This is a genomic window from Leptospira koniambonensis, from assembly GCF_004769555.1.
Classification (GTDB): domain Bacteria; phylum Spirochaetota; class Leptospiria; order Leptospirales; family Leptospiraceae; genus Leptospira_B; species Leptospira_B koniambonensis.
Genome location: NZ_RQFY01000004.1, coordinates 847,609 through 871,479, shown reverse-complemented (window position 1 = coordinate 871,479; position 23,871 = coordinate 847,609). Strand labels below are relative to the sequence as shown.

Sequence of the window (23,871 nt, the reverse complement as noted above, 5' to 3'; positions counted from 1 at the left end):
TAAGAAATTGATCCGAAGGACAACTACGTCAAGAAAAATGCGAAAAGAAGTCCGAACTCAGAAGACGAAAGTTTTTTACTAAAACTAACAATGAGAATTCGAAGTTTTTAAGATTAACCTTGTCCGCCCCAGCAGATATATTTTATTTCCTGGTATTCTTCTATCCCATATTTAGAACCTTCTCTACCCATACCGGACTCTTTTACTCCTCCAAAAGGTACTTGCTCCGTTGATAGAATACCTTCGTTTACAGACACCATCCCAGCTTCTAATGCTTCTGAAATTCTCCAGATCCTGGCAGAATCGTTTGTATATACGTAAGATGCTAAACCTACGTCGCTTGCGTTTGCAATTTGTAATGCTTCCTCTTCCGTTTTGAAACTTTTAATAGGTGCAAGAGGACCGAATGTTTCTTCTTGAAAACATAATGATTTTTCGGAAATTCCCGAGAGAACGCTCGGTTCGTAGAAGTTCCTACCAAGAGAATGAGGTTTCCCTCCCACCAAAAGTTTTCCTCCTTTTTCGATGGCGTCCTTTAGATGAGAGTCTACTTTTTTAACTGCGGCAGAATGAATTAAAGGGCCAATATTAACTCCTTCTTCAAAACCATTTCCTACTTTGAATTTGGAAACTTCTTCCGCTAAACCGTGAGCGAATTCTTCTGCGATCTTTTCTTCTACCAAAAATCTGTTCGTGCATACGCAGGTTTGTCCTGCATTACGAAATTTTGAAAGAATTCCTCCACGTATTGCTTCTTTTATATTTGCATCCGCGAATACTATAAATGGAGCATTACCTCCTAATTCTAAAGAAATTCTTTTCACTTGGTTTGCTGATTTTTCCAAAAGTATTTTTCCGACTCTTGTAGAACCTGTAAAACTGATCTTACGAACAATTTTGTTTTCTAAAAATTCGTTTGCGATCGGTTCAGGTTGCCCAGTAATAACTTGGAAAACTCCTGAGGGAATTCCTGCTTCTTCCGCAAGAACAGCTAACGCAATGGCAGAATATGGAGTAAGTTCAGAAGGTTTAGAGATCACGACACATCCTGCTGCAAGTGCAGGTCCTATTTTTCGAGTGATCATGGAAGAAGGAAAATTCCATGGTGTTAAAATTCCAGTAACGCCTACTGGCTCTTTCCAAGCCATCAATCTAAGTTCTTTTCTGTGAGTGGGGATCAAATCTCCATAAGCACGTTTTGCTTCTTCTGAAAACCATTCCAAATAAGAAGCAGCGTAATCAATCTCACCTCTGGATTCTGCCAAAGGTTTTCCCTGTTCCCAGGTCATAATTTTTGCTAGGTCTTCTTTATTTTGGATCATTAGATCTGCCCAGTTCCTGAGAAATCTAGCTCTTTGTTTAGCGATCGTCTTAGCCCATTCTTTTTGGGATTTCTCTGCAAACTCCAAAACTTTTCTTACTTCTTCTCTTGGAAGATCTGGAACTTCTCCAATCTTCTCACCTGTTGCTGGATCAAATACTGGGATTGTCTTTGAGAAGGTTCTCCATTCTCCTGAATAAAAATTAGAATTTTTGAATAAAGAAGGTCGATTGAGTTGGATCATATTTTTGCCTGAAAGAAGCTCTTTCTCCAAAGATAGATCTTTATTACGTTGCTGAAAACCGAATTTTCTATTAGTTAAAAATACAAAATAGTTTAAGGATCAAATCTTCGTGGGACTCTTAGGAAATGAAAAAGTTCATGGCAATTCTGAAAATAAAGAATGTTATACATCAATTAAGGGATTAGTAAATAAATGATTACAAATGTATGTGTATTGAAGAAACTCCCCCAATTTTGGATAATGGTTATATGGGAAGAATTTTAGGTATTTCCTCAATCCTCCTACTGATCCTCGCCTTACCTCTCGAATCAATTTTAGCAGTTACGATCCAAATGAATGCGGGTCGTATTTTCAAAAAAGTTTCCGTTCAAAAAGAAACAGAAACCGAGATAGAGGTGGTCGACCCAGACGGAGTCATATATAGAATCCGCAAGGATAAAATAAAACAAATCTCGGAAGATGCTCCGGATACCGTTCCGGAATTTGCCTCCGACGAAAGTGTTCCTACAGGAGCGGTCAAAGCTCCTTCTCCCAAGGACTCACTTCCGGAACATTCTATCTTACTTTCTCAGTCTTTGTCTAATGATGGAGCCTTCCAAGGTTCCGATCTATTCGGAGAAAGACAGGCAAGAAGGAACGGAAAGTCTTATAAAGATTTTTACGAAGCTTATTTTCTAACTACCAGTGTGGAAATCCTAGGTTTGCCTAAACAATTTAAACTTGGGCTTACCGTTATGAACCCTTTGGTTGATAGAAGTAATACCGATACGGATATGAGATTACAATCCACTCCTGGTGGTCCTGATCAAACTTATCTGTTAGATAAGTCTCTTGCCACAGGAACTTTACAATTCGATCCAAATGAAGTAAAGACTAGGAAAGAAAAAAACGGACTCTTTGATTATCTATTCACAAGAGCGATGTATGATCATGAGACCAAACTTGGTACATTCTCCGCTGGGTTTTTATTCATCAACCAAAACGATCCTACTTATGTAATGAGAGGATATTGGGTGATCGGATGGAAGGCTCCTTTTTGGGAATGGCTTAATCCTCAGTTCTCGATTAATAATAAAATGTTAAACGATTACGGTGGGACTTTTCAAGGAACACATAACTATCGTCTAACTGTTTCTCATGAATTTTTTAAAGGAGAAACTTTTAGGATCACTCCTAGTTTAGTTTTAGGTTACGCAGAAGTAAATGATAACACAGATCGAAAAAAAGGGATCAGTGATATCAGCCCAAGACTTCAATTTGATTTTGGAAAATTTTTCTTTGCAGCCAATATGATGTATAGAGCAACACCTGCTCTGGTCGATAATCCAACCTACACTCCGAATATAGGAGCATATCCCGATAGTAATTCAAATGACGGATTAACGATTGATCCTGCTAAAGCTTACGGATATAAGAATGATTTGATCATTAACTATATATCTTCTTTGTCGGATGATCCTGCAGTAAAAAGGGCCTTAGTGGATCATTACCAGCAGCAACATATAGTTCATGTGATTTTCTTCTATAATATAGGATACACGATCCGTATCTGAAATTTCGATTTCTCCGGTTTCTACCTGAACCGGAGAATATTTACTCCATAAAATATAAAAACTGTAAAGTAGCGGCAAGTTCCATTGCCAAAGCAACCCCTATATGTATCAAAATTCCTGCATATACTGATTTAGTCCTATAAGAGATCATTCCTAGTATAAAACCACCAAAAAAAGAACCTAATGCTTCATATTGGGGTTTTGTAAAATGTAATAAGCCATACATGAATGCCATTCCCAAAACTGCAGGTTTACTTCCCACTCTGGAAGCCAGAGGAAAAACCATAAACCCTCTGAAAAAAGTTTCTAAAACTGCAAAGTCTAGTGCATAAGAAATTTCGAATAGAATGATCCACAAAGCAGGAGGATAGATCAAATAACCATCTGATAGTCTTCCTGCAAATCTAGGGTATACCGAGAGAAAAGAAAGAGAGAAGGATGCGATCGCGATTATAGGAAGCATCAATCCTAATAAGAATAATACTTCTCCGAACTTTGGAGACTTACTTAAACCTAAAAATCGATCTGGAGAATTTTTGCGTACAATAATCCAAGCTATTGGTAATACAATATATGCAAGAATGGTTCCCACATAGTTAATAGTAAGCATTGCAATTTCTATGGAAGAAGAGCCAGCCCATCTGAATAACTCAGAGTCCCTGATCCTTGCAGAACATACAATCGCAAGGACTACTACAAAACCTAAGATCAAAGGAATAGAAGGTTTGAATTCGTTTAGTCTTCCATAAAACGCGAGAACGATCGGATAGATAACCAATGCACCAGCGGCAAAGAATAAAAAGTAAAATAGACTTAAACCGATCTGGTTATCTTTTAAAGCCTGAGTAAAAAGTGGAGCAAATCGAAAGGAATAATTATAAGACCAAAAAATTAAAAATAGAAGGAACACTCCCCCGAAAGAGATCCAATCTTTTTTGGTTTGAAAAAAATCCTTTAAACTTTCTTTTAATAAGCCCAAAATCCTTCTCCGGATCGGTGATACCCGATACGGAGAGAATTTTCTTTCATGAAGTCTAGGTCTATCGTTTTCGGATCAGATTTTAGGAAAGACCACAGATGTGATCCCAAATTGTTTCTCGAATTCAAAATTAGATACAGACTTATTTTCTTTTGGAGGGATCATTGACATTGCTCTTTCAGTCATTGCAGTTATAGAAAGGGAAGGGTTTACTCCAAGATTCACAGGGATCATAGAGCTATCGCAAACTCTTAGATTTTTATAACCGTAAACCTTATTTTCAAAATCGATCACACCTTCTTCTGGGTCCGAGCCCATCACGCAACCGCCCATGATATGACCTGTGATAGGAGCATTCAGAAGAACATCATTTAAAGAACTTCTAGGAATTCCTCCTATCTTCTTAGCGACCTTTCTTGCTGTTTGATTTGCGATTGGAATATAAGAAGGTACCTTCTCCCCTGAACTAATAGCAGATGTCATGGACTTTTCGAAAGGCCAGGACATTCTTCTTGTTCTAACCAACTTTACCTTATTGTCCAAGGTCTGCATGACGAGAAGAATGAGAGAATTTTTAGCAAACCCGAAAGGCCAAGATGCTTTCAAAAAGTAAATTGGCTGAGTGAACATTGTGAAAAAATATTTAAGAGGTCTAGGAAAGAAACCTCCGCCATCAGTTAGAACACTCGCCAGAGCCCCGAAAAAATCAGAACCCCTTGAATAACGAACCGGCTCTATATGAGTGTGTTCATCAGGATGAATAGAAGAAGTGATTGCAACTCCTCTAGAAAAATCCACGTCCTTTCCGAACTTAGTAACTCCCAAAACTGTTTCACTATTCGTACGAACATCATCTCCTAAACGATTAGAAAGACGTCTCATATGTCCTGCTTCCCTAGAACGCAAAAGTAAACCTACAGTTCCCATCACTGCAGCAGAAAGTACAACAGATTTAGCTTTAAATTTTCTTTTGGGAGAGCCGAACCAACCAGTCGTAGACCTAGTAGAAAGTTGATAACCAAATTCTCCACTTGCATTCGGATCTGGTTCTCCATATTCATTTAATGGTACTAGATCAGTTACTTTTGTTTCAGGAAGGACTTTAGTCCCTAACTTCTCCGCAAAAAATAGATAATTTTTATCTAATGTGTTTTTAGAATTAAAACGACATCCTACCATACAACCTCCGCAAAGATTGCATGTAGTTCTTTCAGGACCTTCACCCAAGAAAAAAGGATCTTTTACTGTTTGTCCTTGTTTTTCACCGAAGAATACTCCAACAGGAGTTGGTGAGAAAGTCTCTCCTCTTCCCATTTCTTGCGCGATCTCTTTTAAAATAGCATCCGATTTATCTAAGTGTGGATTTTGAACAACTCCCAACATTCTGGAAGCAACTTTATAAAAAGGAAGCATTCCATCTTTGCCACCGATCTTTTTATATGTAGGATGATTTAATGTTTTTTCAGAAGGAACGTAAAGTGTGTTTGCATATACCAAAGAACCTCCGCCCACTCCTGCACCACTAACTAGAAAAAAATCTTTTAAAAGATTCAATCTTTGGATCCCGTAAAAACCTAATCTAGGCATCCATAAATATTTGTGAACAGACCAATTCGTTTTAGGAAATTCTTTAGCAGTCCATCGTTTGCCGGACTCGATTACTAAGACAGAATACCCTTTTTGGCTTAATCTCATTGCGGAAACACTTCCGCCAAAGCCTGAACCTACTACGATATAGTCGTAATCAAAATGAACATTTGTTTTCTCTTCTGTCTTCATACGTCCGACCTAAACATATCGATTTATTAACTCAATCCATTTTCGGACTTGACTATGCGTTCGAAAAACTTCTACTACTAATTCGTTTTATCAACCTCATAAAAAGATCGGAGAACTATATGCAAGAGTTGCCGAAAGTCTGCGTTATTGGCGCCGGCTCTAGTGGAATCACTGTTTGTAAATCATTGCAGGACAAAGGAATCCCTTACGACTGTTACGAAAAAGGAAGCGATGTAGGAGGTAACTGGAGATTTAAAAACGACAACGGTATAAGTAATATTTATAAATCATTACATATAAATACTCATCGAGATAGAATGGAATACAGGGATTATCCTATGCCTGATTGGTATGCGGATTATCCAAACCATGAACCTATACAAAAATATTTCGTAGATTATGTAGAGCATTTTGGTCTTCGCAAAAATATGAAATTCAAGAACGGCGTTTCAAAAATTGAACCCCAAGACGACGGAACTTATTTAGTTACTAGCGAGAAGGGAGAAAAAATATTTTACGATGCAGTCATTGTTGCTAATGGGCACCATTGGTCTCCACGCTGGCCTGAACCTGATTTTCCAGGTAAATTTAATGGAAAGATAATACATTCTCACGACTATGTAGATCCTGAACATCCAATCCAATTAGCTGGCAAAAGAGTTGTAGTACTCGGTATGGGAAACAGCGCCATGGATATTTCTGTGGAGTTAAGCCGCCCTGGAGTTGCAAAAAAAGTTTTCTTAAGTTCCAGAAGAGGAGCTTGGGTAATTCCAAATTATCTTTTTGGAAAACCTTTAGACAAACAAACTGAATTACTTCCTCCTGGAACACCTTTCTGGTTAAAACAACTTTTGTTTGGAACAATGTTAAAGATCGGAGTTGGTAAGATGGAGGACTTTGGTCTTCCTAAACCAGATCACAAACCAGGAGAAGCCCATCCAACTATCTCTCAAGATATTTTAGTCAGACTTGGAAGAGGTGATATCAAATACAAACCTGTGATCCAAGAATATAATGGAAACAAGGTAAAGTTTGCAGATGGCTCCGAAGAGGAAATCGACGCGATCATCTATTGCACTGGATATAATGTGAAGTTTCCATTCTTCAAACCCGAGTTTATCTCAGCGCCAGAAAATCATCTTCCTTTATTTCATAGAACTTTCAAACCGGATCTGAATAATTTATTCTTTGTAGGATTGTACCAACCTTTAGGTGCAATCATGCCTCTTGCAGAATTCCAAGGAAAATGGTTAGCTGAATATCTAACTGGAAATTATAGTCTGCCTACAATTCCAGAAATGCAAACCCAGATCCAAGATTACGAAAAGAAAATGAAGAAGAGATATGTAACTTCTGCAAGACATACAATGCAAGTGGACTACGAAGACTTTTTATATTATATGCAGAAGGAATTAAAAGCTGGGAAGAAAAGAGCTTCTAAAAGTCTACAAACATTACCTGTTCCATCCAAAGCAAAATATAAACAAACTGGAAAACAAAGTTCTTCTAACGGAAAATCAGAACCAAGGAAAAAGAATGCTCTGGCAAAAGTTTGAAACCTTAGCTGCAAGAGGTTTACTTTCCTTACCGGATCCGATTCTCAGGATTTTTGGAAAAGATATCAAAAGAGGTAGGATCTTAGACCAAAGGATCCGTGCAGCGTTAGTTCTCGCTAGAATAAAGCCGAAACCTGAAAATCTTCCTCCACCTAAAGCGAGAGAACTTGTTAAAAAGATAATGGCCTCTTTCGATCTGGATAAAGAAGATATTCCCAGAGTCGAAAATTTTTCCATTCCAGGAACAGGCCCGAGGATCAAAGTTAGATTATATTCTTCTAATGTAACTAAAGACTTAGAACCTTGTTTACTTTATTTTCACGGGGGAGGATTCGTAATCGGAGATTTAGAATCTCATGATTTGCCTCTAAGATATTTAGCAAAAGTTTCAGGTAGAGCAATACTCGCAGTTGATTATAGATTGGGACCTGAACATACTTATCCTTCTTCTTGGGAAGATGCATATTCTGCATATAAATGGATCAAAGAAAATGGAAAATCAATTGGTATTGATCCAAAAAGGATTGCTGTTGCTGGGGACTCTGCAGGTGGAAATTTAGCGATCTCCATTTCTACTCGAGCTAAAAAAGAAAAACTTACTCTTCCTCAATTCCAAATACTCATCTATCCTTGGATCGATCTAATCCAAGAAAGAAAGAGTGTAGAAGAATATGCAAACGGTTATGCTCTCACTCGAGATCTACTTCGTTATTTTAAATATCATAGTGTGCCTAATTCAAAAGATTGGAAAGATCCGAGAGTCACACCCTTCCAACAAATGAATTTTTCCCATACACCTAAGACTTACATTTTGATCGCGGGGTTTGATCCGCTACAGGACGAAGGACTTGCATACGCGGACCTTCTTCAAAAAGCAAAAGTAAAACTGGAGATCAAAACCTATGAAACTTTGATCCATGGGTTTTTTAATTTAGGCAGAAGTGTTCCTGAAGCCAAAAATGCTTTGGACCAAATTGCAAAATGGATACAAACAGGGTTCTCTGGAAAATAATATTCGTTTTCTATAAAGTAACTTGCGAGGTGACTTCTTCAAAAAGCTCTGTAAACCAAATTGTGTTGAACTGATTCTACAAAACCAGATTTGGAAGACGCTGATTTAAGAATGTCCAAACCAGGATCAGATCTATAAGTCACCTTATACGTATCTTCCATAATCAATTCAATATTTAGAATGGTAGAATTTGGAGCTAATTCTTTGATCCTTTCTGAGTTAGTTCCAGAGGCTAGTTTAAAAATATATTCGTTTGGAACAATTCGGCCCGGCTTCACATATTTACCTTTTTCAACAGTAGGGTTTTTAGGAAGTCCTTGTGCGAATGTTGAAAACGAAGCTATCGATATAAAAACCAAGATCGATAGCTTTTTAAAAAAAGATCTAAGGAACATCTACACTTAAGTCAGCAGGAGCTTCTAAATTGCGCATCGCTCCATCTGCATTCGCAGCTTTACCAGATTTTGTACTGGACTGTAAATTACTTACTGTAGTTCCACCTGCTAAAATCGCAGTAATCGTATCTTTATAAGTGAACTTAGGATTATAAGATCTTAATAAAGCAGCTACTCCAGTTACGTGAGGAGTAGCCATAGATGTCCCGTTTATAGTATTGTACTGATTGATTGTTCCTACATCTAATGTATGTATGCTGAATGCAGTAAAAGCAACCCCAGCACGATTCACAGTTTGATCGGCAATGAATTCAAGCCCGATGTAACAATTCGCTGATCCTACACATTTAGGCACCGGAATTTCTAAATTCGAAATTAGCGCCCCATTCGTCTCGCCGGAAAGAGTAGTAATAATATGCGAATTATAGTATAGAGAAGAATTCCCATTCGCATAAATATTGATACCGTCATAACCTGCTTCTGTATCTAAATATAGACTCATTACAGCTGTCGCTGCATCTGCGGCCGTACTGATCGGAAAGGCTACGTCTGCTTGCGAATAGGAATATGCATAATAGCCGGAGCCAGCTCCGGTGAATGCAAAAGTACAACTATTCGATAATAATAAAACTGGAATAGAGAAACAAGTAGTTGCAGTCCAATTGGTTCCGCTTCCACCGCTAGTAAACCAACTTGTAAATGGCAAATTAGATGTAGCTTCTAAGCCTGCCCATGAACTTCTGATATTTGTACCAGGAGCACCGATATCCACATTCTTCTTAGAAGTATCATAGTTTGAAAAACTAGCTAATTGGAATTTCTGATCTAATGCAGCTACACAAAGAATATTTGAGTCACCATATTCGCAAGGATACGAATTCTTAATGCTCAAATCTCTGCTTTCATTTCCGGCTGCAACCACAAACAACGCATCGTATTTTTGGCCAGCGTTAGCCATTGCGGAGCGCATTGCTGAATCGTAGCTAGGACCACCCAGGCTCAAATTTAAAATCTTCGCTCCGTTCTTTACTGCAAAATTAATTCCTTTAATAATGGTAGCTGTATCTCCAGAACCAGATTGATCCAAAACTCGGACCGCCATAATTTTTGCTACCCAGCAAACTCCTACAGTACCTGTTCCATCAGCTTCTGCTCCAATTGTACCTGCCACATGAGTGCCATGACCATTCAAATCCATAGGATTCGAATCCTTATCTACATAGTCCCAACCGTTTGTGCAAGTTCCCAGAGATTCTCCTTTCTCGGAAACGCAAGAATTGGAGCTCCACATATTTGCATTTAAATCTTGGTGATTATAATTCACTCCAGAATCAACAACCGCTACGATAGTATTAGAACAATCAGTCGTGATAGCCCACGCGTTTTCCATTCTCATATCGTTGGTGCTCGTTCCTGGATTATTCGTAGCGTAAGTTGCAGTAGCAATCGTCTGGCCTGTATTGTTCAATCCCCATAATTGAGAATAAAGAGTATCTGTAGGAGCAACACTCGCATGATAGATATAGTTTGGTTGAACATATTCTATATCAGGATGAGAAGAATATTCTGATATTGCTTCTTCTACAGATTGGCCTTCTCTAAGTTCTACCTGAGATATCCCACTCTCGTCTAAATTGTTTACAACTTTTCCTTGGAAAGTATCGACTGCATAAGATTTAACCGAATCTCCTGCCTTCTCTCTAAATTTTACAATTAGTTGAGAGGATCTAAATGGTTTTTTCTCATCCTTTTTTACATTATCCTTATTACTGATGCCAGAAAGCGGCTTTAATAATTTAGAAAAGATTTGGATCGAATCATCTTCCTCTGCAAATAAATAACCGATTGATGCGAGAAAGAAAACCGCTAAAAAAACTAATATTTTATTTTTCATGATAATTCCTTAATACCCAGGTGAACTTACTTTTGCCTGGATCGCTTTGGAAAATACTGAACCAGTTGCATTAAATTGAGAAAAAGATTTCACTCGGATATACCAGGTCCCAGCAGAATCTACTGTAATTGTTTTATAATTAGAAGTATAAGGATCTCCTGCATACATCACGTCCGGATCACAGGTAGCCTCTGCTTCTAAACTAAAGTCTGAACCTTTTTTATAACAAACTCTGTATTTACCTGATGCAATATGCACAGCATGCTCTTTAGAATGTGCCCAGGTTACAATGATATCCCTTCTTCCTCCTGCTCCAGAAACATTCAGAACAGAACTAGAAGCATTCCCACCTTTACCATTACTTGTATTTAAATTAACAGTAGCAGATTTAGATCCAACGGTCGTGGGTGCAAATTTAACCAAGAAGGTAGTAGATGTGTTCGGAGCAAGACTCGTAACAGAAGGCTGAGTTACAGTAAATTGTCCCGGATCAGCTCCACTTAAGGTAACAGGAGAACCTGAAAGATCTAAATTAGAACTTCCTAAATTACGAATTGTAACTGTTTTACTGGAAGATATTTTATTAGGAAAAATACTCCCGAAAGAATAAGAGAATCCGGCTCCGCTTGTAATATCTCTGGAGATACTATTATTATCCGTATACGTTACTGAAATTTGAGGAACATTTCCAGAAGTTCCAACTCCAGAAAGCCCGATAGCATAACTTGCAATATTTGGATCATTACTATCGATTGAGATCGAAGCAGAAAATGTAGAAACGGAAAGCGGACTAAACGAAACCGTAAAAGTATAAGTTTTTTTAGGAGAGATCGTAACACCTGAACCATTCTCGCTAAACAAACCTGCATCCGCACCACTTAATGAAATATTAGAAATTACTAAATCTTGGACTCCGATATTTTTAATCTTAATCGTTTTGGAAGAAGTTCCAGCAGAAGGAGTATAAAAATTTGTCTGTGCACTCGGAATAAAATTAAAGTTACCTTCCGAAACTTGGATAGAAGGAGCAGGAGCTTCTGTTCCTGTTCCTTTCAAATGAAGAATATAAGTACCAATATTCGGATCATCCGAATTGATAATTAAGTAAGCAGATTTTACACCAGCAGAGTTAGGTTGAAAAGTGATTTGGAAAGAACTGGAATCCCCATCCGCCAGGCTCGCACTCGCAGGCTGGGAGTCTATTGTATACTGCGAAGAATGGACCCCACTTTTGGAAACTACATCCGGATTTCCAGTTAGACTAACAGTAAAATTTCCATCGTTCTCAATGTTCAAGGTATTCGAAGAAGAGGAACTGATCAAAACTGAACCTAAAGAAAGTGTAGATCCAGAAGAATACCTATTACCTTCCGAATCGGAAATATGTAGACCCTTGATACTGGAAGAAGAAGCGGAAAATGGAAATAATTTCATTCCACCGCCCCCTCCGTCACAATTCAATTGAGGAAAGATTCCCACCAAAACACATAAAATAGAAATAAAACGATTATAACCTGAGCTCAATCTGTGATCCTTAATATGTTGGAATTCCTAGAGGAACCCAATCTAAGATATGATATTATTAACAATTAGAGACAACTTTTCTTCAATTTCTATTGCCGGAGGATAGGAAAAGTACGTCCAGAAAAATACGATCTTTGAATTAGGAAGAATTGATAGAATAATTCTAAAAAATTGCGAAAAAAGGAACTTATAAGAGAAAAATCGGACTGATTATGGCTCTTAGTAAAATAAGAGGCGCATTACGTAGCTATTTTCATTTAAAACTATTTTTACTTTTTGAGCAGTTTATTTTTTCTTAGATTTTCTATATCAACCTTTGTACGTTAGATATTTTTTCTAAAATTTTCGAAACGGACCATTTACAAAGATTTAACAACATTAGTTCCTATCTTCTTAAAAAATTTACAGAATCAGCAACCTTAAGCCATTCGACAGGGAGGAATATCCATTCACAGCCGTAAAAACTTCTCCTGAAAACCGTAAATAAAGTCAGTTTTGAAACCAGATTGTGATAATTTGGAAAGAAAAAATTTCGATATTTTGCTTTGGATCGGCGTATACGGGGAAAATACTTAGACCTAAGAATACGAGATGCCGATAGGTAGTAAGAGCCCAAAAACCTCGTCCAATAGAGATTTATGACCTTCAGAAAATATTCAGTCTTCCTCTATATTTCACTTCTATTATCCCAGACCCCGGTGTTTGCCTTGGGAACCTATTCTGAAGGCTGGACAGTCGCCAAACTGACCCAATTCGAGAGCCGGGGAATTGTATACGAATCCTATGAAGGTGTGATAGAAGTCCTGACTTTCGATCCAGCGGAAGAATGTGACGAGACCAGAGACGAATGTTATATGCCAATGCGTAAGAAGGCGAATGTTAGCGTTCGTCCCGAAAACGCAGACGTAGTAAATTTTCTGATGAAAAATCTGAACCAAACGATATTGATCCAATTTAATATCCATAGGATCCAACCTATCTCACTTTCGAGCAGCATTGAAGTAGTCAACGCACAATATCAAGAAAATATAATACCTCATAGTACTCCTGTAAAAGATCCAAGCGGAAGGATTACAGTTTGGGTCCAAGCCCATGATACTTCTCATCCTATCGAAAAGATGGCGACTAATAAAACAGGTGGAAAAAGAAACTTCTCTGTAATGGGAAGGATAGTAAGTTTAGAATACAAGGGAACTGTCTTAGGGACCTATGAAGGTCTTTATATGGATGAGTCTAGGGGAAGAATACATCCATTCTCGATCACTTCCGAAGAAATGGCGGAATTCGCCTGGAAGGCTATGAAATATACGGGAAAATATTATCTAGGCGTCTCTGTGGCTTTCGTAACCGGTGTCAGAGAATCACATTACGATATTTTCGAGATCAATTTCAGAGAACCTGCAGGCGCCCAGGAAAGGCCTAAAAACTAAAATTACTTAAATAAGATTTAGAGTCAGAAGTGAATTGTCTGCAAATTAAGTAGCCTTCGCTGCCATTTCCAGTTAGAACAAGTACCTCTATATTACCTGAAAAGTTTACAGATAAATCCTCTCTAATGTAGACCTTAGCATCCGTTAATTCGACCGGAGCTTCTAATCCGAAATGAAGAATGTCCCAAACAAGTTCTTCTTTCCAAAAACTCTCATCAACTTGATTCCCTTTCTTCCAACCTTGTTTCAAAAAAAGTTCAGGAGAACCTTTCAGATTAAAATGAGCGTATACATTATGGTCAGAAGGTTCAGCAAAAATTCTCAAATTCCGAGTTTCTTCTAACTTGTGAGCCTCTACATAATAGGCGGCGTCTTTTACCATTCCCAAAGAAGGATCTTGGATTTCGTACAGATCACCCTCACAATTCGAACTCATTATAAAAGAGAGTAAGAACAGTAGAGAATAAACGAAATGTCTGAACGAAAGTCTCATATCTTATTATACTAATAATTTTAACATAAAGGGTCAGAGTTTTTTTCAGAATTTTGAAAGAAAATCAGATTGGAAATAAATTTCTAAAATTCTAAGGAGACTAAATTATAACCCAAATTATATAGAAAGTTTGACCCTAAATGGTTAGAAATCCCTCCCATTTTTTATACTTGACAAAACTTTGTAATTATTTCGATGTCTAAATAAATGAAGCCAGAGTATGTAATTCACTTATTGTCCAGGACCAGGGATCGGATCCAAAAACATTTATCCGAAGAATTCCTAAAACAAGGAATCCAGGATCTGGTCCCGGCTCACGGAGGAGTACTTTTCATTTTGGGTAAAGAAGGCCCGCTTACGATGAGTGAATTGGCAAAATTATTGGATAGAACCAATTCTACAGTAACCGCTCTTTTAGATAAAATGGAAGAATTCGGCTATACTAAAAGATCTAAACCTTATGAGGACGAAAGAGTAACATCAGCAGAATTAACGGAGAAGGGAAAGCAGACCTTAGAAAAAGTACAAAAAGCATCCAAGGCAACACTTGCAAAACTCAGCCAAAATTTAGAGCAGGGAGAAAAGGAAGAATTTATGCGAATTTTAACTAAGATCCATTCGAATTTCGATCTTATGATCTAAATTTTTTGGACAAATATTTCGACATCGAAATAGATAGGAGAACGATTATGTTAGAAGGTAAAACTGCGGTAATTACAGGATCAGCCAGAGGAATTGGTAAAACGATCGCGAAGATGTTTTTAGAAAGAGGTTCCAATATTATTCTTTCAGATCTAGAAGATTCCAATTGTAAGGAAACAGCTGAAGAATTGGCAAAATACAATCCACAACGAGTCTTCTGGAAAACTTGCGATGTGACTTCGAAAAATCAAAATAAGGAATTAGCAGAGTTTGCAATTGAGAAAACTGGAGCCTTGGATATTTGGATCAATAATGCTGGGGTAGTTCAAGATGATCTTCTACTAAGAATGTCTGAGGAAAAATGGGAGAAGGTACACTCAGTAAATTTGAAAGCTTCCTTCTTTGGTATACAAACTGCTGCCAAGTTTATGTTAAAGAAAAGTTCAGGTAGGATCGTGAACATTGGATCCGTTTCTGGATTTTATGGAAATGCAGGACAGGCAAATTATTCTTCTGCAAAAGCTGGACTATTTGCTCTTACAAAATCTGCAGCCAGAGAACTTGCTTCCAGAAATATCACCGTGAATTGTGTAGCTTCTGGTTTTATAAATAACCGATTTGCTGAACATGTTCCGGAAGAAATTAGAAAATCTATTTTGGATTCTATTCCTTTAAAGATCAAAAGAAACCCAGAAGAAGCAGTTGCCTCTGCAGTTGCATTTCTTTCCTCAGAGGAAGCTGATTGGATTACTGGAGCAACTCTTAGAGTGGATGGAGGAATGTTGATCGGTTTTTAGACTGAATACTCATTTTATAGTTTTATGAACAGGTAAGAGGAGAATTCAAAAAATTTCTTGCCTGTTCATTAGTAAGAAGCGACCTAATTCTTAGGATTATCTTCTTCTTATTTTATGAATTCTCTTACAAAATATTGTCATTACGTCCTTTCTCTCGAAAAGGGTAAAGATCCTGAAAACAAAACCTATCACGATACAGAGTATGGTTTTACCTTAAAGTCGGACGATGAATTATTCGGCAGGTTTATCTTAGAGATCAATCAAGCTGGCCTTTCCTGGACTACGATCTTAAGAAAGAAGGAAAACTTCCGCAAGGCTTACAAAAATTTTTCTATTAAAAAGATCTCGAAGTTTTCAGAAAAAGATTTTGATCGGCTTATGAACGATGCAGGGATTATACGTAACCGACTTAAGATAAATGCTGCTATTCATAATGCTAATGTGATTGTTGGTCTCCAGAAAGAATTTGGAAGTTTTCAAGATTGGTTACACTCTAATCATCCCAAGTCATTGGAAGAGTGGACTAAACTATTTAAAAAAACTTTCGTGTTTGTGGGAGGAGAGATAGTGAATGAATTTTTAATGAGCACCGGATACTTAGAAGGTGCCCATGGACCAGGCTGTCCCATTTATAAAAAGGCATTAAAGTCAAAGCCCGCTTGGAATTTTAAAAAGAAAAAATAGATCTATTATATAAAAATGAAATCTCGTCCTCCTTTCGAAAAAATCAAAACGATCCCAGAATTCGAATCCCATTATTGGTATAGAGAAGAGCTACAAGATATCTGTACAAGTTTAAACATCTCGTCTAAAGGTCCCAAAGCAGATCTAGAAGAAAGATTAAGATCATATATTACACTAGGCAGAGAGAAGTTCCTAAAAAAGGAAACTTCTTCTAAAAACCTAGTATCCATTCGAAAAAAAACCAAAAGTGAAAAAGAGATCACCCTCAAATCTAAAATTATTCCGGAAGGAATTCGATTTGATTCTAAATTCAGGGAATTCTGCAGATCATATTATGATCTCAAAAAATTCAGTTTTACCAAGGCAATGGCTGAAGCAGTTCGAGATGCGGAGAAGATCGGAAATCTAAAACTCTCTGTCCAAGACCTTCTGAAGGTGTATGAAAATCCTCCCAAGGAAGAGCGCCCGGATGATCGCGTTCTAAGATGGAATCGTTTCGTTAAAGACTTTCATTCAAGTCCAAAAACTTCTCCACTTAAAAATAAACTGAATATAGCTGCTTTTTTATGGGGGAAGGTTCGGGACCGACCTGGCAGTAAAAAATTTGACCCTTCTCTTTTGGAAGAATTTGCAAAGGAGATCCAAAAGCTGGAAGCTAAGGGTAATGAGTAATGCTAAATCTGTAATGAAAACCAGATTTTTCTGCTGGTAGACTATCCTAACTCATTATAAAATAATCTTCCAACCAGATGAAAGTTAAGTTATTCTTATTCTCCATTCTATTTTGTTTTTTATTCGGTATTCCTTTTTTCTTAGGAGCTCAGCCGGCAAATAAAACTGTATGTTTAAACTGGGAAAAAAATTTTCCCAAAATAGATTCTAAACTATATTTAGAGATCAGCGGTTTGGAATTAATCCTGGATCCTCAATCCAGTGCAATAATGAGGAGCAGAAGACCAGGCGAATTAGTACCGGTAATCCATGGATCATATAAGACCGAAGGAAACAAAGAAGTACTCATAGAATTTCCGTACGAACCTTCTGATCCAGACGAATGTTCCTTCAATTGTAAAGAGCAATCACTTACTCTCCGTGCCAACCGAAACGCTGAAGAGGTATTCGATAGTTGTTTTAAATCATGCAAAGACAATACAAGTTTCAAATATGGAAAAAATAAGTTCAAACTTCATTTGAAATTCAAAATTTATAGAGATGAATCGGACACTTTAAGAATAGATTCGGTTTCTTACAGAGATCTAAATCCAATCACTGGAAAATTAGCTTACTCTTTCCCTCATTATTTTGCCGGCGATTTGGTAGAATGTGCTAATTCAATTTGGGACTGATATATTTTAAAAATATAATATTATTTGTCTAAAGATAAAAGTGATTTTTCCAAGCGATGAATATGTTTGAAATCTCCTGACATTCCATATAGCTGTAAGGCGCCTTGGTAATAAAAAAGAATACTTTCTGAAATTTCTTTCAGCTCAGATTCAGTTTTTGCCTTTTTAAAACTCCAAATAATATCTTTCAGACAAAATTCAAAATCATTTACCCAGCGGTTCAAAGCAACCTTTACAAAATCTGAGATCTCAGGTTCATCATGTGTTTGATTGGATAAATTTGCGTAAGGGCAGCCATAGATATAAGTATTTTTCAGTCCTCTTCTCAACATCTTCATCCATGATTTGATAAAGTCTGAATATTTTTTTTCCCTCTTCGCGATCCTTTTAACAAAACCTAATATAGCTTCTTCTTGTTCCAAAAGGTATGCCTTACCTAGATCCTTTTTGGAAGGAAAATGGGTATATAAACTCTTCTTAAAGGCTCCGGCCTCTTCTAAAATTTCGTTTATTCCTGTATTGGGATAACCCTTTGAATAAAATAATTTGAAAGCCGCTTTTAAGATCCTGTCCTTTGCAGGGTCTTCCGACCGAATTAAGTCCTTTTGGATTCTCATCTTTTTTCAGCTTTGATTATAATTGTGGTAGACTGATCTGTCTACCACAATTTATTCTGGAATTAATCAAGTAGACCACTCTGTCTACCGGAGGCTTTTTATGAGGCTCATGGAAAAAACGGATAAGATTATCACATCCTTCACCGTTCCTGTCCGTAAATCTGATATAGATGTTAACGGGCATGTAAACAACGGAACCTACCAAAGTTATTTTGAAGAAGCTAGGATTAAAACCTTCCAACTTTTAAAAGAAGAAGGAGAAACAATCCTAAGTTCAGACCGCTTAGTAGTCCGCCAATGCGAGATAGAATACAAAGCAGAGCTAAAATATCCAGAAGATGCAATCGTTACTACAGACATTCTTCACTCCGATCCAGAATCCACAGAGATTATGCAAGAAATCTTTCGAGCTTCCGATTCTGTATTAGTATGTAAGGCAAAATTTGTTTTAAGCCTTTTTGATGATACGGAAGAAGTCTTCTATTCCGAAGAAGATTATCCTTATGCGTTCTATCATCCTATCAGCGTAGGTTGGGCAGAGATGGATCCAGAAGGTAAAGTAAATCTAGAAACAATCCAATATTATTTGGATGATGCAAGGATCCGTTCTTCTTACCAATGTGGCTTGGATCTACATTCATTACAGGCAAAAGGGATCGGCCCAGTAGTCTACAAAGCGGAGTTGAATTATTTTGATACAATGGGTTTTCCAGATGATTTTGTAGTCGTTACCGTTTATCAAAAAGCTGAGAAGAATCGATTGGCATTTCGTCATGATGTTTTCTCTAAAAAGACCAAAAAATTGATCCTTACTTCGATAGTACATGGGCTCTTTATGGATCTAAAAAGAAAAAGACCTCATCAATTCACCGAAGAAGAAATGAAAATGATCTTCAGTGTAAAAAATAAGTCTCTCTTTGATTGAATTTATGATTTGAAATTTCACTAACGTAAGGAGAGGGTAGCTTCGATGAGATTCGAACATTGGAGCCCTCTCCATTTTATTATACTTTTTCTTACTGCATTTCTCGGATTCTGCCTTCCATACTTCGGCAGAAAATTTGCTTCTCTTAAAACCAAAAATACAATCGGATACATTTTAGGCGCCATTCTTCTTTTAAACTATTTCGTTTATGTAATATATAGAATTAATTCAGGATATTGGCAGATACGTTATGACCTGCCTATGGAATTTTGTAATTGGTCAGCGATAGTAACTTCACTGGCACTATTTACTCGGAATAGAACACTTGCAGAACTTTCTTATTTTTGGGTAATTGCTGGTTCTATGCAAGGAGTCATCACTCCGGATCTTTCCGTTACTTTTCCTCATATTTACTTTTTTATATTTTTCATCGCACATTCCGGATTGGTGATTTCTGCTCTTTATGTTGTATTCGGCCTGGAGTTAACTCCCAGAAAGGGAGCAGTACTTAGATCAGTCCTTTATAGCCAGATTTATGTAGTTGTTGCTTTAATTATAGATTTTGCATTAGAAACAAACTATGGATATATGAGGGAAAAATCTGCTGCAGGTTCTTTGATGGATTATTTAGGTCCTTGGCCTATTTATATCCTTTGGATGCAGGCCTTAGGAGTGATCGTATTTACTATCTTATATCTTCCATTCTGGAAGAAGAATGTAGCGAATCCAGATTAAGCAGATTTGATAAGCAACGCGAGTGTAGATTACTCCGATTCTATTCTTTCTACAGCATCTACAGGGATGATCAGGTTACCATCAGGTCTTAATACTACGTAGAAGCTATCTTGTTGATAGATAATCCCTCTTTCCATAGACCCATCTTTCAGATAAAGAATACGAACTTCTTGAGAGATTGCTTGAGTTACACCGCCCGGACCTTTGCCATTTAAAATATCCGTAATGGATGCTTTATCCACCTTCTTCACCAATTCCATCAGTTGTTCTCTTTCTTTCAGATCTTTTGGAGGGAAGCGGACCATACTCGCGAACTTTCTTTCTAGATCGGCTTTTTCGTCAGGGAGTATTTTTTTGAGGGAATTTTTGAGTTCTTTAGGAGAGATTAAGAACGGATCTTTAGGTAGTGAATCCACATGAGGTTTTAGGCTTTTTATCAAAGTCTCGTCAAGCTGAGCACTAGGCTGGGACTTTTTACTAGCCTTGATAGAATCTTCGATCTTTTTAAGACCTTTCATTCTCGCAGGAGAGAATCCTTTCCATGCAAGTTGTTGTCCTGATTCTATCGTTAATTGTTGTTTATCAAATAATATTGGATATTCTTTTGCGAGTAGAGCAATCTCTTCCTTAGTTAACCAACTAGAGACAGACTCAAAGAAGATAGCATCTCCAGATTCTAATCTGACTTTTCCCTCTAATACTTTTACAGAAAGAGAAGAATCAGTCCGTCCTTTATTGACCGCGACCTTAGTTCCTTCTAATATCAATCTGAAATCATCAGAGCCTATGGAGATATTCTCAGAATCTTTAGGACCTTGGCTATCCAAAAGGATGGTGCCGTATCCAAGAGAAACATGGATTGCGTTTTCTTTACGTTCAGCAGTGAAGTCTGTATTAGGCAGTGCTCTAACAGCTACGCTCTTTTCTCCTTCTAGCTGAACATCACATACGGAAGATTTTCCGGATACGATCCTTTTACCGGAAACATCTTCGCCAGCTTGAGAAGTTTTACCTTCGATAGAACAATCACCATAAGAATAAGTGAACTTGTCTAAAGTGGCTTCTCCCTTTTTGATCGAAGAATTTCGATAGAAATATATTCCAAAAGATGCAAATACTAAAGCCGCGGTAGCGAGATAAACAGCAGGTTTAGGGAAAGGAAGGATTTTTTTAGATGAGGTCTGAGGAGAAAGGTTTTTTAATTCGAGGGAAGCACTGGATGTTCTAAGCTGAGATTGTATTTGAGTAATTTTTCGGTATTCGGCCGCTCTTTCCGGATCCTTTAATACAATCTCCAATAGTTGTTTCTTCCCGGCTGCATCTAACTCGCCGGAAAGATATAACTCTAGCAGGTCTTCGAAACTATTTGACTGTTGGGTATGTAATGCCATCTTATAGTCCGATCCCTTCCGCTTCGAGATGCGTTCTTAATAATCTGAACGCGCTAAGCAAACGACGACTAACGGTCCTCTCAGATATCCCGAGAGCATCCGCAGTCTCCTTAAGAGTTTTCTTTTGAATTTCCTTCAGTAATATTATACTCTTTTCAGGCTCAGGAAGACGGGAGACCCCATCTTTTAACGCTAAATTAAGAGAATTTTTTTCTAATTCAAGAGGATCTTCATGATTTCCCCCTGAAAGTTCGGGAAAATTCTCTACATTAATTGAGACGTTCCCCGTTTCCTTCTTTGTACGATTGAAATATTTAAAATAAAGATTTTTAGCGATCGTGCAAGACCAAGAGGAGAAGCTTCCCCTATCTGGGTCAAAGCGATCCATGACCTCGAAGGCTTTTAAGAATGTCTCTTGAGTCAAATCTTCGGCAATTTCGGGATTTCCTGAAAGTTTGAGCAGGAAATGATACACTGTATTCTTGCAAGACTCGTATAGATTGATGAATTCCTGTTGGGAAAGACCTTGCATTTTTAGTTCAATCGGGCCGAAAAAAAGGATTTCTGCTAATTTTTGGGATATTCCGATTCTGCGGAAGCAGAAAAAATAAGGCCCCCGAAAATCGAGAGCCTTACCTTTTCGTATGACGTGGCGGTTTTTCCCGCCCCGTATTTTAGCGTAAGAACTGGAACTTTTCGTTATCAGTCCAAGCACAAGGCCATTGGATCAAGAGACCTCCGTCTCCAGTCGCACCGCCTGCAATATCCAAACATTGGCTGCTATGTTTTGCTTGGAGAGCAAAGAATCCATCTCCGTAAGAGAGTAATTGGAATCTTTCATTGTTTCCTCCGCCGCAAGAATATTGAATTACATTCATTCCTGCTGCAGTAGATCCACCCTTCACATTCATACATTTGCCGCTATGTTTTGCGATAAATCTAAAGTATCCGTCACCTGTAGACTCAAGTGCCCATTTTTGATTGTCTTGGCCAACATTCGTCCATTGCCAAATATTAACATTGTCGCTAGTGCTTACACCGGAGACATCTAATACCTTGCCGCTATGTTTAGCAGAGATCGCTGAATATTCCAAACCTATAGGATCGTTTACGAAAGGAATGCTTCCTCCTACGGAAGATTTACCACAACCGTCAGATCCGCAACCTGCGTTGGAACGCCAGTCTCCTCTTTCCATTGGGTGACCAATTCCATCGAAACATCCGCTTCCTTGGCAATTCATCCAACTAGGAGCATCTCCACCTCTTCTCAATCGAACTAGATTATTCCAAGTGTCTTGGTGATAATCATTGCCGCCTGGATTTCTGAAATCTTCGAAATATAAACATCCGCCGGATCCACCACTGTCATGGAAAGACCCATGTGCGTTTTTACCAACGTATGCAACTGGGTGAGTACCATTTGCAACTTCAAAGTTACCAGCTTCCTTGGAATACCATCCGGAGTGTTGAGACCAAGCAACTCGTTTCATTTGTCCGTTTACTACTAGGACGCTCATCCCTTCCCAGTCAGCGGCGTGGCTTCCGAAACTTAAGAAACAAGTACTTTGCCAAGCGTAGAAGAACCAGTATCTAATAAGAACTGCATTCGTTCCAACTAGAGAAGTCTCATAAAAAATAGGAACTTGGTTATTTGAAATCGTAGAATAATCTTTATTACAAAGATCTTGTGGAGCAACTCCAGCAGCTCTTTGAGTGTAATAAGTTTGAGGGTCGCTAGTAAAACATTTTCCAGAATCTCCGGAACCTGTAGTAGTCTCTTGATCGAATCTCAAACGAGGTGCAAATTGTTGAGCAAGTGCATCTTGATCAACGTTTGGTCCGCCGTTATCAGCTTGGCAAAGATATAAGCTCATGTTATCGCAATAACGACCATTACAGCTTGCACCAGCAATATACATAGATTCAGGAGCTACGAATTTTCCGCCGTCTTCTTCAGAAATACCGGAAGTCCAATAACATCCTGTTCTTACACCATTATTGTTTAATTGAGAACATTTTAATGAAACGTTATCACAATAACTTCCCGAACATTTAATACCGGTTACGAATGCATTATTATCGCAAACACGATAGTTGGTTCCTTCTTCAGAAAACCAATCTGTCCACCAGCTATTAGTTTGAGTGTATCCGGATTCGCTTGCGAGAAGATTTACATCATCGCAATAACGACCACTACACTTCAAACCGCGAGTTAAGAAAGTAGGTCCAGTTTCAATTGGGTTCGCACCATCAGTGGTCCAATTCAACCAATGTGGTGGAAAAATCTCGTTATGAAAATAAGTGCTAGCTGCAAATAACTTAGATCCATTTCCGCTTTTAGAAGGAAGAAGACTAGAAAGAATTCCTACTTCAGCTCCGTTTGACGAAGACTTATCGTTACAAGCCACGAATGACCCACCGAGAAGTCCTATGATAACCAGAGTATATACACCCCGGATGATGATTCTCTTCATTATGATCCCTCTATAGTTTTGATTTGGAGGTTTTATGTATTTAAACGACAGGGTAATATAAGCCTCTTAATTCTCACTTA

22 protein-coding genes are annotated in these 23,871 nt (G+C 37.9%); 11 read left to right on the top strand and 11 right to left on the bottom strand.

The genetic code is table 11. From position 1 onward, the window contains the following. Nucleotides 1-113 precede the first annotated feature (113 nt). Entirely contained in the window at nucleotides 114-1,565 is a 1,452-nt protein-coding gene (locus tag EHQ52_RS08125; RefSeq protein WP_208653501.1) for an NAD-dependent succinate-semialdehyde dehydrogenase, read from the bottom strand. A 248-nt stretch (nucleotides 1,566-1,813) separates the two neighbouring features. Here EHQ52_RS08125 and EHQ52_RS08120 point away from each other — a divergent pair, with 248 nt between their 5' ends. Beyond that, complete coding sequence (locus EHQ52_RS08120) at nucleotides 1,814-3,118, top strand: hypothetical protein (protein ID WP_135614697.1); 1,305 nt, start codon at nucleotides 1,814-1,816, stop codon at nucleotides 3,116-3,118. A gap of 40 nt (nucleotides 3,119-3,158) precedes the next feature. Here EHQ52_RS08120 and EHQ52_RS08115 read toward each other — a convergent pair whose 3' ends face one another. Both EHQ52_RS08115 and EHQ52_RS08110 read right to left on the bottom strand, forming a co-directional pair. Beyond that, nucleotides 3,159-4,097, bottom strand: coding sequence for a CPBP family intramembrane glutamic endopeptidase (locus tag EHQ52_RS08115; RefSeq protein ID WP_135614696.1), 939 nt, complete (start codon nucleotides 4,095-4,097; stop codon nucleotides 3,159-3,161). 75 nt (nucleotides 4,098-4,172) lie between these two features. Continuing rightward, nucleotides 4,173-5,876, bottom strand: coding sequence for a GMC family oxidoreductase (locus EHQ52_RS08110; RefSeq protein ID WP_135614695.1), 1,704 nt, complete (start codon nucleotides 5,874-5,876; stop codon nucleotides 4,173-4,175). A gap of 119 nt (nucleotides 5,877-5,995) precedes the next feature. Between EHQ52_RS08110 and EHQ52_RS08105 the strand changes: the two genes are divergently transcribed. Continuing rightward, nucleotides 5,996-7,432 carry a flavin-containing monooxygenase gene (locus tag EHQ52_RS08105; RefSeq protein ID WP_135614694.1) on the top strand — a complete coding sequence of 479 codons (1,437 nt, stop codon included), beginning with the start codon at nucleotides 5,996-5,998 and terminating at the stop codon, nucleotides 7,430-7,432. Next, on the top strand, nucleotides 7,413-8,444 hold the full coding sequence (locus EHQ52_RS08100; protein WP_135614693.1) for an alpha/beta hydrolase: 1,032 nt from the start codon (nucleotides 7,413-7,415) through the stop codon (nucleotides 8,442-8,444). Before EHQ52_RS08105 ends, EHQ52_RS08100 begins: the two co-directional genes overlap by 20 nt. Nucleotides 8,445-8,482: 38 nt before the next feature. Here EHQ52_RS08100 and EHQ52_RS08095 read toward each other — a convergent pair whose 3' ends face one another. The 3 genes from EHQ52_RS08095 to EHQ52_RS08085 all read right to left on the bottom strand — a co-directional run bounded on the left by EHQ52_RS08095 (nucleotide 8,483) and on the right by EHQ52_RS08085 (nucleotide 12,257). Next, nucleotides 8,483-8,722 (bottom strand): hypothetical protein, encoded by a 240-nt coding sequence (locus EHQ52_RS08095; protein ID WP_244244822.1) that lies wholly within the window; start codon nucleotides 8,720-8,722, stop codon nucleotides 8,483-8,485. 106 nt (nucleotides 8,723-8,828) lie between these two features. Further along, on the bottom strand, nucleotides 8,829-10,733 hold the full coding sequence (locus tag EHQ52_RS08090; RefSeq protein ID WP_135614691.1) for a S8 family serine peptidase: 1,905 nt from the start codon (nucleotides 10,731-10,733) through the stop codon (nucleotides 8,829-8,831). Nucleotides 10,734-10,742: 9 nt separating this feature from the next. Continuing rightward, nucleotides 10,743-12,257 carry a choice-of-anchor D domain-containing protein gene (locus tag EHQ52_RS08085; RefSeq protein ID WP_135614690.1) on the bottom strand — a complete coding sequence of 505 codons (1,515 nt, stop codon included), beginning with the start codon at nucleotides 12,255-12,257 and terminating at the stop codon, nucleotides 10,743-10,745. A 638-nt stretch (nucleotides 12,258-12,895) separates the two neighbouring features. On the opposite strand from EHQ52_RS08085, the gene lsa26 reads away from it, so the two are divergent. Beyond that, on the top strand, nucleotides 12,896-13,687 hold the full coding sequence (gene lsa26 / locus EHQ52_RS08080) for a surface adhesion protein Lsa26 (protein ID WP_135614689.1): 792 nt from the start codon (nucleotides 12,896-12,898) through the stop codon (nucleotides 13,685-13,687). Here the strand turns inward: lsa26 and EHQ52_RS08075 are convergent. Next, a complete protein-coding gene (locus EHQ52_RS08075; RefSeq protein ID WP_135614688.1) occupies nucleotides 13,677-14,180 on the bottom strand; it encodes a hypothetical protein in 504 nt (167 codons plus the stop codon). The two genes, lsa26 and EHQ52_RS08075, sit on opposite strands and share 11 nt — an antisense overlap. Nucleotides 14,181-14,387: 207 nt before the next feature. On the opposite strand from EHQ52_RS08075, the gene EHQ52_RS08070 reads away from it, so the two are divergent. The 5 genes from EHQ52_RS08070 to EHQ52_RS08050 all read left to right on the top strand — a co-directional run bounded on the left by EHQ52_RS08070 (nucleotide 14,388) and on the right by EHQ52_RS08050 (nucleotide 17,649). Next, nucleotides 14,388-14,822 carry a MarR family winged helix-turn-helix transcriptional regulator gene (locus EHQ52_RS08070; protein WP_135614687.1) on the top strand — a complete coding sequence of 145 codons (435 nt, stop codon included), beginning with the start codon at nucleotides 14,388-14,390 and terminating at the stop codon, nucleotides 14,820-14,822. 47 nt (nucleotides 14,823-14,869) lie between these two features. Further along, complete coding sequence (locus EHQ52_RS08065; RefSeq protein WP_135614686.1) at nucleotides 14,870-15,619, top strand: glucose 1-dehydrogenase; 750 nt, start codon at nucleotides 14,870-14,872, stop codon at nucleotides 15,617-15,619. 114 nt (nucleotides 15,620-15,733) lie between these two features. Next, nucleotides 15,734-16,303 carry a DNA-3-methyladenine glycosylase I gene (locus EHQ52_RS08060; RefSeq protein ID WP_135614685.1) on the top strand — a complete coding sequence of 190 codons (570 nt, stop codon included), beginning with the start codon at nucleotides 15,734-15,736 and terminating at the stop codon, nucleotides 16,301-16,303. 15 nt (nucleotides 16,304-16,318) lie between these two features. Continuing rightward, nucleotides 16,319-16,975, top strand: a complete 657-nt coding sequence (locus EHQ52_RS08055) for an SAP domain-containing protein (protein WP_135614684.1) — start codon at nucleotides 16,319-16,321, stop codon at nucleotides 16,973-16,975. 77 nt (nucleotides 16,976-17,052) lie between these two features. After that, nucleotides 17,053-17,649 carry a hypothetical protein gene (locus tag EHQ52_RS08050; protein ID WP_135614683.1) on the top strand — a complete coding sequence of 199 codons (597 nt, stop codon included), beginning with the start codon at nucleotides 17,053-17,055 and terminating at the stop codon, nucleotides 17,647-17,649. Nucleotides 17,650-17,669: 20 nt separating this feature from the next. Here the strand turns inward: EHQ52_RS08050 and EHQ52_RS08045 are convergent, their stop codons facing one another. Further along, nucleotides 17,670-18,266, bottom strand: a complete 597-nt coding sequence (locus EHQ52_RS08045; protein ID WP_135614682.1) for a TetR/AcrR family transcriptional regulator — start codon at nucleotides 18,264-18,266, stop codon at nucleotides 17,670-17,672. Nucleotides 18,267-18,366: 100 nt separating this feature from the next. Between EHQ52_RS08045 and EHQ52_RS08040 the strand changes: the two genes are divergently transcribed. Next, nucleotides 18,367-19,191, top strand: a complete 825-nt coding sequence (locus EHQ52_RS08040; protein WP_135614681.1) for an acyl-CoA thioesterase — start codon at nucleotides 18,367-18,369, stop codon at nucleotides 19,189-19,191. Between the two features lie 45 nt (nucleotides 19,192-19,236). Next, nucleotides 19,237-19,926 carry a YwaF family protein gene (locus EHQ52_RS08035; RefSeq protein ID WP_135614680.1) on the top strand — a complete coding sequence of 230 codons (690 nt, stop codon included), beginning with the start codon at nucleotides 19,237-19,239 and terminating at the stop codon, nucleotides 19,924-19,926. Nucleotides 19,927-19,955: 29 nt separating this feature from the next. Here EHQ52_RS08035 and rsx read toward each other — a convergent pair whose 3' ends face one another. The 3 genes from rsx to EHQ52_RS08020 form a co-directional block, all read right to left on the bottom strand. Then, nucleotides 19,956-21,317, bottom strand: a complete 1,362-nt coding sequence (gene rsx, locus EHQ52_RS08030) for an LIMLP_03685 family anti-sigma factor (RefSeq protein WP_135614679.1) — start codon at nucleotides 21,315-21,317, stop codon at nucleotides 19,956-19,958. Nucleotide 21,318: 1 nt separating this feature from the next. Then, nucleotides 21,319-21,849, bottom strand: a complete 531-nt coding sequence (locus tag EHQ52_RS08025) for an RNA polymerase sigma factor (protein ID WP_135614678.1) — start codon at nucleotides 21,847-21,849, stop codon at nucleotides 21,319-21,321. Between the two features lie 142 nt (nucleotides 21,850-21,991). After that, a complete protein-coding gene (locus EHQ52_RS08020; protein ID WP_135615687.1) occupies nucleotides 21,992-23,680 on the bottom strand; it encodes an RICIN domain-containing protein in 1,689 nt (562 codons plus the stop codon). Nucleotides 23,681-23,871: the final 191 nt, after the last annotated feature.

Excerpts from the sequence above, each read along its gene's own strand:
- rsx (WP_135614679.1), bottom strand. The coding sequence starts at position 21,317 with ATGGCATTACATACCCAACAGTCAAATAGTTTCGAAGACCTGCTAGAG.
- EHQ52_RS08040 (WP_135614681.1), top strand. The coding sequence starts at position 18,367 with ATGAGGCTCATGGAAAAAACGGATAAGATTATCACATCCTTCACCGTT.
- EHQ52_RS08100 (WP_135614693.1), top strand. The coding sequence starts at position 7,413 with ATGCTCTGGCAAAAGTTTGAAACCTTAGCTGCAAGAGGTTTACTTTCC.
- EHQ52_RS08125 (WP_208653501.1), bottom strand. The coding sequence starts at position 1,565 with ATGATCCAACTCAATCGACCTTCTTTATTCAAAAATTCTAATTTTTAT.
- EHQ52_RS08025 (WP_135614678.1), bottom strand. The coding sequence starts at position 21,849 with ATGCAAGGTCTTTCCCAACAGGAATTCATCAATCTATACGAGTCTTGC.
- EHQ52_RS08070 (WP_135614687.1), top strand. The coding sequence starts at position 14,388 with ATGAAGCCAGAGTATGTAATTCACTTATTGTCCAGGACCAGGGATCGG.
- EHQ52_RS08120 (WP_135614697.1), top strand. The coding sequence starts at position 1,814 with ATGGGAAGAATTTTAGGTATTTCCTCAATCCTCCTACTGATCCTCGCC.
- EHQ52_RS08050 (WP_135614683.1), top strand. The coding sequence starts at position 17,053 with ATGAAAGTTAAGTTATTCTTATTCTCCATTCTATTTTGTTTTTTATTC.
- EHQ52_RS08075 (WP_135614688.1), bottom strand. The coding sequence starts at position 14,180 with ATGAGACTTTCGTTCAGACATTTCGTTTATTCTCTACTGTTCTTACTC.
- EHQ52_RS08035 (WP_135614680.1), top strand. The coding sequence starts at position 19,237 with ATGAGATTCGAACATTGGAGCCCTCTCCATTTTATTATACTTTTTCTT.
- EHQ52_RS08105 (WP_135614694.1), top strand. The coding sequence starts at position 5,996 with ATGCAAGAGTTGCCGAAAGTCTGCGTTATTGGCGCCGGCTCTAGTGGA.
- EHQ52_RS08110 (WP_135614695.1), bottom strand. The coding sequence starts at position 5,876 with ATGAAGACAGAAGAGAAAACAAATGTTCATTTTGATTACGACTATATC.
- lsa26 (WP_135614689.1), top strand. The coding sequence starts at position 12,896 with ATGACCTTCAGAAAATATTCAGTCTTCCTCTATATTTCACTTCTATTA.
- EHQ52_RS08065 (WP_135614686.1), top strand. The coding sequence starts at position 14,870 with ATGTTAGAAGGTAAAACTGCGGTAATTACAGGATCAGCCAGAGGAATT.
- EHQ52_RS08090 (WP_135614691.1), bottom strand. The coding sequence starts at position 10,733 with ATGAAAAATAAAATATTAGTTTTTTTAGCGGTTTTCTTTCTCGCATCA.
- EHQ52_RS08045 (WP_135614682.1), bottom strand. The coding sequence starts at position 18,266 with ATGAGAATCCAAAAGGACTTAATTCGGTCGGAAGACCCTGCAAAGGAC.
- EHQ52_RS08060 (WP_135614685.1), top strand. The coding sequence starts at position 15,734 with ATGAATTCTCTTACAAAATATTGTCATTACGTCCTTTCTCTCGAAAAG.
- EHQ52_RS08055 (WP_135614684.1), top strand. The coding sequence starts at position 16,319 with ATGAAATCTCGTCCTCCTTTCGAAAAAATCAAAACGATCCCAGAATTC.